This window comes from Sphingomonas sp. 28-62-11 (genome assembly GCF_002278865.1).
Taxonomy (GTDB): Bacteria; Pseudomonadota; Alphaproteobacteria; order Sphingomonadales; family Sphingomonadaceae; genus Sphingomonas.
Genome location: NZ_NCGB01000062.1, coordinates 1 through 10,519, shown reverse-complemented (window position 1 = coordinate 10,519; position 10,519 = coordinate 1). Strand labels below are relative to the sequence as shown.

The window sequence follows — 10,519 nt, the reverse complement described above, 5'->3', positions numbered from 1 at the left end:
TTCATCTGGGCGCTGCCGCAGGTGCTGCGCGACGGTTTTATCCATTTCGATGAGGGGGAGGGAGCGGTGGACCCGTTTGACGATGTGCTGTTTCCGCTGGCGCTTGGCCGCGAGGCAGAGGTGGCGCCTGAATTCTCCACTGCGATCGTCACCAGCGCGGGCGGCAATGAAGTGCGCAATGCCAGCTGGAGCCATGCGCGCACCCGCTATGATGTTGGCCCCGGTATCCGATCCGAAGCCGATATTGCGGCGTTGCTGGCGTTTTTCCGGGCGCGGATGGGGCCGGCGCGAGGCTTTCGGTTGCGCGATCCGTTCGATTCCGCCTCGGGCACGGGGGTGCCGACGCCCGGCGACCAGCGGATCGGCACAGGCGACGGCACCACCAGCCGTTTTGCGCTCACCAAGGCCTATGCGGAAAGCGTTCGGCGCATCACCCGGCCCGTGGCGGGCAGCGTGCGCGTGGCGGTGGGCGGGGTGGAGACGAGCGCGTTCAGCGTCGATGACGGCGGCTGGGTGGTGCTCGATACCGCGCCTGCGGCCGGGCTCGCGGTAACGGCGGGATTCCGTTTCGATGTGGCGGTGCGCTTCGCCGAGGACAGCCTGAGCGTCAATCGCGCCACTTTCCTGGCCGGTGCTGCCCCCAGCGTACCGCTGATCGAAATTCGCGAGGGTTGAATGAGCGACTTTCTGGCGGGGCCGCTGACCACGATTGCGCTGTGCTGGCGGATCGAGCGGCGCGACGGCATCGCGATCGGGCTGACCGATCATGACCGCGACTTGATGATCGATGGACTGCTGCACCGCGCGGCGCCGGGCATGACACCGTCTGCGATCACGCGCACCGACACGCTTGAGGCCGATACCATGGACGTATCGGGGGCGCTGTCGAGCGCGGCGATCAACGAGGACGATCTCCTCGCAGGCCGATGGGATGGCGCGCGCGTGTCGATCTTTGCGGTCGATTGGGAGGGGAAGGCGGGCCGGGTTGATCTGGGTGCGGGTGAGATTGGCGCGGTCGAGATGCGCGACCATGGCTTTACCGCCGAACTGCGCGGGGCAGGGGCGGTACTCGATCGGCCGGTCGTTGAGGAGACATCGCCCGAATGCCGGGCCGATCTGGGCGATAAACGCTGTCGCGTGCCGATGGCAGGCCGCCGCCAGTTCGCGCGCGTCGTGGCGGTCGAGGGGCAGGCGGTGACGCTCGACACATCGGAACCCGTGGCTGGTGCCTATGCACTAGGCCTGTTGCGCTGGATCAGCGGCGGCAATGCGGGCCTGTCCAGCGCGATTTCTGCATCCGACGGCGCGCGAGTGACACTGCGCTCTACCCCGCATCACGCAATCGTGCCGGGGACGCTCGTCGAGCTGACGGAAGGGTGCGACAAGAGCATCGCCACCTGCGCTGCCCGGTTCGGCAATGCGCTCAATTTTCGCGGCGAACCCTATCTGCCGGGGATCGACCTGTTGACCCGTTATCCCGGCGGATGAGCGAAGCCGTATTGGCCGCGGCGCGTGCGGCGATTGGCGTACCGTTCCGCCTGCATGGGCGCGATCCGGCTTATGGGCTCGATTGTGTGGGCCTCGTCGCGCTCGCGGTGAAGGCGGGCGGATGCAACGCGCCGGTGCCGACCGGTTATGCGCTGCGCAGCGGCGATGCCGTGGCCATGGCGGCGATGATCGAGGCGGCGGGGCTTGAGGCCGCGACCGAGCCACAGAGCGGGGACGTGCTGCTGCTGCGCGCAGGTCCAGGCCAGCTGCACCTTGCGATTGACTGCGCTGACGGCCCGGACGGGGGCGGGATCATCCATGCCGATGCGCAGCTGCGGCGCGTGGTCGAGCGGCCCGGCGCGCCGCCCTGGCCCATCATTGGCCGGTGGCGGGTGGCGAACCGAAAGGAATAGATGATGGCAACGGTGATCCTGACCGCCGTCGGCAGTGTGGTCGGCGGGCCGATTGGCGGCGCGATTGGGGCGATTCTGGGCCAAACGATCGACCGTGGCGTGCTGTTCAAGCCCAAGGGGCGGCAAGGGCCGCGGCTGACCGAGCTGGCGGTGCAGACTTCCTCTTATGGCACGCCCATCCCGCAGCTTTTCGGGACGATGCGGGTGGCCGGCACGGTGATCTGGTCGACCGACCTCATCGAAACCAAGGCCAAAAGCAGCGGCGGCAAGGGGCAGCCGAGCGTCACCAATTTCAGCTATGCGGCCTCATTCGCAGTGCTGCTCTCTGCTCGGCCGATTATCGAAATCGGCCGGATATGGGCGGACGGCAAATTGTTGCGCGGTGCAGGCGGTGATCTGAAAACGAGCACTGGCTTTCGCGTGCACCTGGGTGGCGAAGGGCAAGCACCTGATCCGCTGATCGTGGCGGCGGAAGGGGCGGACCTGGCGCCCGCGCATCGCGGCTGCGCCTATGCCGTGTTTGAGATGCTCCAGCTCGCAGATTACGGCAACCGCATCCCCTCGCTTACCTTTGAGGTCATCGCCGATCCTGGGCCGGTGGCGATCGGTGCCATGGCCGAGGCGCTCGGCGACGGGCTGATCGACGGCAGCGCCGTAGCGATGCCGCTGTCGGGCTTCGCTGCTTATGGTGATGGGACGCGCGGGGTGCTGGAGACGCTGGCGGCGGCAGGCGGCGCGTGGTTTTCGCCGAGCGGGGCCATGCTGACGATGCGGGATGCCGAAGGCCCGGCACACCCGATCGAGGATGTTGGTGCGGCCGCGCAGGGCGCGCGCGGCGAACGGCGGCGTCGCGCCGTCGCGCCGATCGGCACCGTGCCGCAGACGATCACAGTCGCGCATTATGACCCGGCCCGCGATTACCAGACCGGGGTGCAGCGGGCGCGACGGCCAGGCGCGGGCAACCGGAGCGACCGAATCGATCTGCCCGCCGCGATTGATGCGGCAGCCGCCAAGACGATGGCGGATCGCACGCTTGCCCGTGCCGAATCCGGCCGTGAGCGTCGCGAGATTGCGCTCGACTGGCGCGGCCTGCGCATCGTGCCGGGGGCAACGGTGACGATTGCGGGCGTCGCCGGCCGTTGGCGGGTGGCGCGCTGGACGCTTGAGGCGATGGTCGTGGCGCTCGATCTGGTCCGGCTGGATGATCATGCACCTGCGTCGTCCCCGGCGAGCTCGGGACGGGTGCTCGCCAGCGCCGATAGCGTGCATGGCCCGACAATAATGCACGTGTTCGAGCTTCCGGTGCTCGGGGATCGCCCGTTGGACACCGCACGCTTGCTCGTCGCGGCGGCGGGGGCAAGCCCGGGCTGGCGACGTGCCGCGCTACTGACCAGCATGGATGGCGGGGTGGGCTGGACGGCGGCCGGCAGCACTGCGGCGCCCGCGACGATCGGAGCGCTGGTGACTCCGGTTCCGGAGCGTCCCTCAACGCTGCGCGATTTGGCAACCATCATTGAAGTGGAACTGGCGCATGGTGGGATGGCGCTGGCCTCTGCCGACGATTCTGCGCTCGATTCGGGGGCCAATCTGGCGCTGCTGGGGGATGAACTCATCCAGTTTGGACAGGCCGAACAGATCGGCGTGACACGCTGGCGGCTAAGCCGGTTGCTGCGCGGGCGGCGGGGCAGCGAAGCGGCAGCAGGGAAACAGGCGATTGGCGATCGCTTCGTGCTGATCGAGGATGACAGCCTGACCACGATCGAGCTGCCGCTTGCCATGCTTGGATCGGGGGTGGGGGTGATGGCGTCGGGGATTGGCGATGTGGCAGGCCCGGTCAGGGTTGATGTCGTGCCGAGCGGCGCGTCGGTGCGGCCACCGTCGCCTGCCCATGTGCGCGTCCGCGAGAACGGTGCCGATCTGTCGATCGATTGGGTGCGCCGCAGTCGGGCCGGGTGGCGGTGGATCGACGGAGTCGATGCACCGTTGGGTGAAGAAAGTGAAGCCTACAGCGTTGACGTGCACCCCCCCGGCGGCAGCGGGCCGCTGCGCATCGAAACGACCCAGCCGACTCTCACGATCGCTGGTGACGCAGCGCCTAGCGGAACCATGATTGCGGTTCGGCAGCGCGGCGCCAGCGGCGAATCACCCCCCGCGATTCTGTTGTTACCCTGATCATCCGGAGGACCCCATGAGCGATACCCAGACTGCCAGGTTCGCGCTGCCGATGTTGCAACCGGGCCAGGCCCAAAAAGAACTGTATCATAATGAAGCATTGGTTCTGCTTGATCTGGCCGTGCAGCCCGTTGTTGTCGAGATCGGCCTGAACGTGCCGCCAACCGCGCCATCACCAGGCCAGAGCTGGATCGTCGGGGCATCGCCGACGGGCGCCTGGTCCGGTACTGCGACTCACCTGGCGGGGTGGACGGGCGGCGGCTGGCGCTTTGTGGCGCCGTCCGATGGCATGACGGTCTGGAGCCTTGCCGACGCCTTGCAAGCCCGGTTTGCTGCGGGCGTCTGGGTGGTTGGCGAAAGCCGGGCAGCCCGGTTGATGGTTGGCAACCAACAGGTCATCGGCCCGCAGCGAGAAGCCATTGCGGCGCCCATCGGCGGACCCACGGCAGACACTGAAGCCCGGGCAGCGATTACGTCAATTCTGGCTGCGTTGAGGGCGCATGGACTGATCGCGGGATAGCGCGTTCTTCCCGCTTTTGTGGCCTTTTCGTCACAGTCTCGAGTATTTGCGCGCTTGCGTGGAAACCAACCTTTGATTAGGGAGTTGGGGCTGTCCGTAGTGACACTCAAGAAAGGGGATTATGATGCGGAAGCTCGCCGTTTCACTGGCACTTGCCTCCACCGCACTCGCCACACCTGCCATGGCCCGCGATAACTCGTGGTACGTTGGCGTTGATGGCGGTGGCATGCTGGTCGAAGATATTCAGTTCGACATTGGTACTGTTCCTAACGCTGCCCAGCTCGATAGCACCTATGGGTATGATTTCGATGGCAACATCGGTTACGACTTCGGTGCTTTCCGCGTCGAAGCTGAAGTCGGCTATCGCCGCGCCAACGTCGACACCTACTCGTCGACTTTGACGGTTCCGGTGTTTACGTCGACGGGTACTCTCCGTGACGAGCCAGGCGCGAACCGCCGTGGCGTTGGTGGTTCAACCTCCGCGCTCAGCTTCATGGTCAATGGCTTGCTCGACTTCGGCGACGATGACGGCATCCAGGGTTTTGTCGGCGGCGGTGTGGGTGTTGCCCGCGTCAAGGCTGAAAACTACTCGATCAGCACTTTCGGTTCGTTCCTTGACGATTCGGACACGGTTTTTGCCTATCAGGGCTTGGCCGGTATCCGTAAGCCGCTCAGCAGCCATGTTGATGCGTCGCTCAAGTATCGTTTCTTCACCGCGCCGAACGCCAAGTTCGTCGACGTGCGGGGCCGCAACTACGAAGGCACCTATCGTTCGCACAGCATCCTTGCTGGTCTGACGTACAACTTCGGCGAACCGGCAGCACCGCCACCGCCGCCACCACCACCACCGCCTCCTCCGCCGCCACCCCCGCCGCCGCCTCCGCCGCCGGTGGAAGTGGTTTGCTCGCCTGGTCCGTTCATCGTGTTCTTTGAATGGGATAAGTCGAACATCACGCCGGAAGCAGCGGGCATTCTCGATAACGCCATCACGGCCTATCAGAATTGCGGCAATGCGCAGGTCATGCTCGCCGGTCACGCTGACCGTTCGGGTACCCCAGCGTACAACGTTGCTCTCTCGCAGCGTCGTGCTGACGCAGTGAAGGGCTACATGTCGTCGCGTTCGATCCCAGCCGGTGTCATCACGACCCAGGCGTTCGGCGAAGGCCGTCCGCTCGTCGAGACCGCCGATGGCGTTCGCGAACTGCAGAACCGTCGCGTGGAAGTCACCTACGGTCCAGGTTCGGGCAACTAAGCTAGACCTGTATCAGTCAAAAATCGGGGAGTCGGCATCATGCCGGCTCCCCTTTTTTGTTGATGCGCCGGTGCGGGGTGAAAGCCGCGCCGCATAAGACTAAGATGTTCACTGCGGCAAAATCGCGCGGCTTGCGCAAACCGCCAAATCCGCAAATGTTGCGATCCTATCTCGCCCGAGAGGGTCGAGCGATCGGCAATCTGCCCGGTGTCAGTCTTCGACGGTGCTGGTGTCAGCCAATGCAGCGCCAAGCCAATCGGGAATGAGTGCGTTGCCCAGGGCATCGACGCGGCGCCATTCGACCATCAGGCCCAGCGCTTCATAGCGCGCGCGCGTGCGATCACTGCTCTCGCCAATCGGTGCGACGATCAGACGGCGGTTCACCTTGGCGCGGTGATGCATTCGCGCGGTATTTTCCTGCCCGACATAGCAGCCCTTGGTGAAGCTGACCCCGTTCAGCTCGCGCGCATTGCATTCCAGCCAAAGCGTGGTGCCATTCCCGAGTTCATCCATTCCTTCGGTGACGCCGAGATGCAGGCGGTGGGCTTTCCATGCTTCGGTTGGCGTACCGGGCGGGCCCAGCCATCGGTACCCTAGTCCCGCAAGACGCGGGTCGGGGCTGCCTTGGCCGGGATGCGGCAACCAATGCACAGCGGCGGCAACCGACTCGATCGTGATCGCCCGACGCAGGCGGTACATCGACAATCGACGGGCCAGCGACTCAATCGCCGACGCTTCCGCATCGACGATTACCGCCTCGCCATCGGCCCAAAGCAGGAAATCAAATAACACCTTGCCTTGTGGGCTTAGCAACGCCGTCCACTGCGGGCCCTGTCCCAATAGCGTAGTATCTTGCGTCACCAAGCCTTGCAGGAACCCTGCAACATCCTCCCCCGCCAAGCGGAGCAGCGCACGATCGGCCAGCATTGTGCCGTCAGATGGATCAGTCATCGGGCCGAGTTGGGGTGACTGGGCATAAAAGCAAGCGGGAAGTAGCGCGCGGACCCATCTGACGGCGAAAATGTCGCCCAGATCAAAACGGCAGCCAACGCTGTTTCTTGCGGAACTTCATGTAACCGACGTTGACGCCTGCGCGCACGCCGACGCCCAGTCGGATCGGGATCAGCACAATGTTGCCGCGGCGTAGATAGGTGGCAGAGAATCCGCCGACGAAATAGAGATGCCCCTCACCCTCAGGAAAGCGCCGATAAATGTCTTCGGTGTCGTATAGATTATAGACGAGTACGAAGATTTTTGAGGCGTTACCGCCCAGATCGAATCCAACCGATGGTCCGGTCCAATAGATGGGCTGATCGCCCTCAATGCGGTGCGACAGGATCCCCGATCCATAACGAAGCCCAACCACGACCGCGCCCGATGCCTCCCGCCCGGCAATATAGGCATTGGGTTCCCCCTGTTCCTTCAGGATCTTTTCCAGAATGCCGCCTAGCCCCTCGGCACCTTTCCCGAACACGCGTTCACCCGCACTGAACAAATCGGTGCGACGATAGGTGTTGGCCGTGACCGTGGTCGTTTCTGCGGCATTCGGATCGGAGGCGCCATTGGCTGCCTTGGTGGGATCTGCTGCTTCGGATGGAACGGGGTCGCCGCGCGGATCAGCAACCCGGGCGTCTTGTGGCGCTTGTTGGGGCGGTGACACGCGCGGGGTTCGTGACTGATCGGCGTTGATCGCGCGGTTGGGATCGACCGTGCGCACCTGCGCCCCGGCTGGTGCCGCAGCGATGCCGATGGCCAAGACCATGCATATCAGCCTTAATCCCTTGCGCATGGTCGGCGCTCCTTCACTGGATGCATCGACGACAGGATAGCGGCGCGTGCGCATGCCGTGCAATCAACAGGCGGTGACACGAGTCAGATTCGCGCCCAGACGCGTCATGGCACTGTGCAATCTCGACGGTTGAACCGCAGCCCAGCTGGAGACGTGGGTGAGTGGCTGAAACCAGCGGTTTGCTAAACCGCCGTACCGGGTTTACTGGTACCGAGGGTTCGAATCCCTCCGTCTCCGCCAAGGCTGGCATAAAGCGGTATTTTCATAGCAACAAGGCAGTCGGCGTCGCGGGCTGCTAGCGGGCGCAGATGAGCCGCAAATCCAGTGCCAAGGCGCCTTACCCATTACGCTGTTTCAACTCGTCGCATGAGGTGATCCGACTAATGGTGCTGGTGTATGTGCGCTTTCCGCTCTCGCTGCGGATCGTCGAGGATTTGCTGTTCGAGCGCGGCATTGACCTGTGTCATGAAACCGTGCGGATGTGGTGGAACAGGTTTGAGCGAATGGTCGCCGGCGACATTCGGCGGCGACGGATCGGCCGGATGCGGGGGGTGTGCCATTGGAAATGGCACCTGGATGAGATGAATGTGACCCGAAGGGCAGCGAAACCAGCCTGAATGGAGAGATGGTTTGCCTCTGGCGCGCCGTCGATCACGAACGCGATGTCCTCGAGAGGTACCTACGAAAAAGCGAGACAAATGAGCGGCGCTCACCTTCATGAAGAAGGCGCTGTTGCGACACGGTCCGGCCGAAACCATCATCACTGACGGGCTCAAATCCTACCCTGCAGCCATTCGCGAACGTCGATCGTCGCGAGATGGGCAGATGGGCGAACAACCGGGCCGAATACAGTCACCTTCCGTTCCGACGCAGCGAACGCGCGATGCTCCGGTTCAGGCGAATGAAGATGCTGCAGAAGTTCGCCTCGGTCCACGCCAACGTCCATAACCAGTTGGCTTCGCTGCCCTTCGGGTCAAACTTGCACGCCACATCGTCGACCGCCAAACCTTCAATCGACGCCGCTTAGCCGCACGGGCCGAATGGCAATCGTTCGCCAGCTGAGCGGCGCCCCTAAAACCCTATCTGGATCGTCCAGAGATGAGTTCGTACAAGAATGACAGCACCGCCAGAAAACACTAAATAATAGGCTCTTGCCGAGCCCTGCCACTGAGCGCGAGCATTTGTTTGCCATTGCGTGCCAGTATGGTCACGTGTCGTTACTGCAATTGTCGCGCGGGATGCCGGAGACCGAAACCTCCCAAAGCTATGCCGTTTGGCTGGTGATCAGAACGATTGGCTCGGAGTCTATGAACGCTTACTTACTCCCAAGGTCATTGCGCCTGATTGGGTTGGCCCCTTTAGTCCAAGAGATTCTGCATCAAATCTGAATAATATTTCGGCGCAATAGCCAAATCGTTGGTGGAGCGACGGCAAAGCCTAACCGATATCATCAATTTTCGATTGTTCGACTCATTTACATGATTAAGATTGGGCTGTCCGCAATAAGCCTGTCTCAGTCACCGAAGGAGTTGGCGTGGAAGCCGATCGCGCTCTTAATCTGTTAAATGATATGTTATGGAATTGCGTGATTGTCGCTGGCCCGATTCTAGCAATCACGCTGATTGTCGGGGTTGCCATCAGCGTTTTGCAAGTGGCGACCCAGCTTCAGGAAATGACATTGAGCTATGTGCCCAAATTGCTTGCTTCGGCAGCGTTGCTGATCATGCTCGGGCCATGGATGATCGCGCGGATCACTGATTTCGCCCGCGGGCTTTACCTTACCATTCCCACATTGGCAGGCTGAAGGCAGGACGCGTTGGAAGCGCTGACCGATCAGCTTGTCGCCGTGTTGCTGGTGAGTTTGCGGATCGTGCCGCTCCTCGCTTTTGCCCAGCCTTTCACGCTGTTGCGGGTACCCGTCACGGTCCGGTTGATGTTGAGCATCAGCCTCGCGGCCTGGCTGGTGGCGGGTAATCCAGAGGCGACCTGGCGCGCGCCGTTTTGGGGTGCCGGGCTACCGATGGTCGTCATTGGCGAGCTTTTTCTTGGTGTTACCCTGGCATTGGCGCTTCAGCTTGCCTTTGCTGCATTGCTCACGGCGGGGCGGGCAATCGACATTCAGGCGGGGTTTGGGCTCGCGGTGCTCGTCGATCCGACCACCAAGAACCAGCTTCCGCTCGTCGGAACGGTGTTCGCCTATGCCGCAGCCGCCATTTTCTTTGCGATGGGCGGGCCGCAGGATCTATTGGCGATTCTCGACGCATCGGTCGCCAATGTGCCGCTGGGCACCGCTTCGATCAGCGGCGATCCCGCGGCTTTGATGACGTACATCGCTGCGGTATTCCTGATGGCGGTCGGGCTTGCCGGGATGGTGCTCCTTGTGCTGTTTGTGCTGGATCTGGCCATCGCCTTTCTGTCGCGTACCTTGCCGCAGATGAACGTGATGCTGCTCGGCTTTCAGCTGAAGGCGGTCGCCACGTTGGCGGTGCTGCCGCTGGCCATATCGATGTCGGGCGCGCTGTTCTTGCGGTTGATGCGCAGTGCGCTCGAGATCATGCCGCTGCTGATTGTACGCTGAGCCGTGGCCGAAGGACAGGATCAGGAGCGCAGCGAAGCGCCGACCCCCTTCAAGCTGAAAAAAGCACGCGAGCGCGGCCAAGTGCCCCGCAGCGTCGAGCTTGGCTTTCTGGGCGGGCTCTCGGGTCTTGCGCTTTTTGTTGGCATGGCCGGCAGTACGTTGATCGGCAACCTTACCCAAACCATGCGCCGCGCGCTTTCCGTTGGGGTTGAACGGGCAACCGATACCGGCCAGGCGCGCGCATTGGCCGAGATCGGGCCGCGGTTCATGCTGCCTTACCAGCCTGGCGTGCTCGATCTCGACGCCG

The 10,519-nt window shown here is 63.2% G+C and carries 12 protein-coding genes and 1 tRNA gene; 11 read left to right on the top strand and 2 right to left on the bottom strand.

Annotated elements, in window-relative coordinates; translation table 11 throughout:
• The 6 genes from B7Y49_RS14525 to B7Y49_RS14500 all read left to right on the top strand — a co-directional run.
• Positions 1-675: DUF2460 domain-containing protein (locus B7Y49_RS14525; protein ID WP_374128322.1), on the top strand; the 675-nt coding region annotated here is incomplete at its 5' end.
• Positions 676-1,488, top strand: coding sequence for a DUF2163 domain-containing protein (locus B7Y49_RS14520; protein ID WP_374128321.1), 813 nt, complete (start codon positions 676-678; stop codon positions 1,486-1,488).
• The gene (locus B7Y49_RS14515) at positions 1,485-1,901 is read left to right on the top strand and encodes an NlpC/P60 family protein (protein WP_374128320.1); all 417 of its coding nucleotides are present in this window, start codon (positions 1,485-1,487) and stop codon (positions 1,899-1,901) included. The genes B7Y49_RS14520 and B7Y49_RS14515 overlap by 4 nt, the downstream gene beginning before the upstream one ends.
• A 3-nt stretch (positions 1,902-1,904) precedes the next feature.
• Positions 1,905-4,073, top strand: coding sequence for a phage tail protein (locus tag B7Y49_RS14510; protein ID WP_374128319.1), 2,169 nt, complete (start codon positions 1,905-1,907; stop codon positions 4,071-4,073).
• Between the two features lie 16 nt (positions 4,074-4,089).
• On the top strand, positions 4,090-4,593 hold the full coding sequence (locus B7Y49_RS14505) for a DUF2793 domain-containing protein (protein ID WP_374128318.1): 504 nt from the start codon (positions 4,090-4,092) through the stop codon (positions 4,591-4,593).
• Between the two features lie 124 nt (positions 4,594-4,717).
• Complete coding sequence (locus tag B7Y49_RS14500) at positions 4,718-5,845, top strand: OmpA family protein (protein WP_374128317.1); 1,128 nt, start codon at positions 4,718-4,720, stop codon at positions 5,843-5,845.
• Between the two features lie 210 nt (positions 5,846-6,055).
• On the opposite strand, the gene B7Y49_RS14495 is transcribed toward B7Y49_RS14500, so the two are convergent.
• The gene (locus tag B7Y49_RS14495; RefSeq protein ID WP_374128316.1) at positions 6,056-6,796 is read right to left on the bottom strand and encodes a folate-binding protein YgfZ; all 741 of its coding nucleotides are present in this window, start codon (positions 6,794-6,796) and stop codon (positions 6,056-6,058) included.
• Positions 6,797-6,878: 82 nt separating this feature from the next.
• Positions 6,879-7,607 (bottom strand): DUF1134 domain-containing protein, encoded by a 729-nt coding sequence (locus B7Y49_RS14490; RefSeq protein WP_374128315.1) that lies wholly within the window; start codon positions 7,605-7,607, stop codon positions 6,879-6,881.
• Between the two features lie 174 nt (positions 7,608-7,781).
• Here B7Y49_RS14490 and B7Y49_RS14485 point away from each other — a divergent pair.
• The 5 genes from B7Y49_RS14485 to B7Y49_RS14465 form a co-directional block, all read left to right on the top strand.
• Positions 7,782-7,874 (top strand) — tRNA-Ser (locus B7Y49_RS14485).
• A gap of 68 nt (positions 7,875-7,942) precedes the next feature.
• Positions 7,943-8,251, top strand: a complete 309-nt coding sequence (locus tag B7Y49_RS14480) for a hypothetical protein (protein WP_374128314.1) — start codon at positions 7,943-7,945, stop codon at positions 8,249-8,251.
• A gap of 917 nt (positions 8,252-9,168) precedes the next feature.
• Positions 9,169-9,438, top strand: a complete 270-nt coding sequence (locus B7Y49_RS14475; protein WP_374128313.1) for a flagellar biosynthetic protein FliQ — start codon at positions 9,169-9,171, stop codon at positions 9,436-9,438.
• 12 nt (positions 9,439-9,450) lie between these two features.
• Positions 9,451-10,212, top strand: a complete 762-nt coding sequence (locus B7Y49_RS14470; protein ID WP_374128312.1) for a flagellar biosynthetic protein FliR — start codon at positions 9,451-9,453, stop codon at positions 10,210-10,212.
• A gap of 3 nt (positions 10,213-10,215) precedes the next feature.
• A partial coding sequence (locus B7Y49_RS14465; RefSeq protein WP_374128311.1) for an EscU/YscU/HrcU family type III secretion system export apparatus switch protein occupies positions 10,216-10,519 on the top strand: 304 nt, incomplete at its 3' end.

Coding starts and splice junctions, on each gene's coding strand:
- B7Y49_RS14510 (WP_374128319.1), top strand. CDS start 1,905: ATGGCAACGGTGATCCTGACCGCCGTCGGCAGTGTGGTCGGCGGGCCG.
- B7Y49_RS14490 (WP_374128315.1), bottom strand. CDS start 7,607: ATGGTCTTGGCCATCGGCATCGCTGCGGCACCAGCCGGGGCGCAGGTG.
- B7Y49_RS14505 (WP_374128318.1), top strand. CDS start 4,090: ATGAGCGATACCCAGACTGCCAGGTTCGCGCTGCCGATGTTGCAACCG.
- B7Y49_RS14480 (WP_374128314.1), top strand. CDS start 7,943: ATGAGCCGCAAATCCAGTGCCAAGGCGCCTTACCCATTACGCTGTTTC.
- B7Y49_RS14500 (WP_374128317.1), top strand. CDS start 4,718: ATGCGGAAGCTCGCCGTTTCACTGGCACTTGCCTCCACCGCACTCGCC.
- B7Y49_RS14520 (WP_374128321.1), top strand. CDS start 676: ATGAGCGACTTTCTGGCGGGGCCGCTGACCACGATTGCGCTGTGCTGG.
- B7Y49_RS14495 (WP_374128316.1), bottom strand. CDS start 6,796: ATGACTGATCCATCTGACGGCACAATGCTGGCCGATCGTGCGCTGCTC.
- B7Y49_RS14515 (WP_374128320.1), top strand. CDS start 1,485: ATGAGCGAAGCCGTATTGGCCGCGGCGCGTGCGGCGATTGGCGTACCG.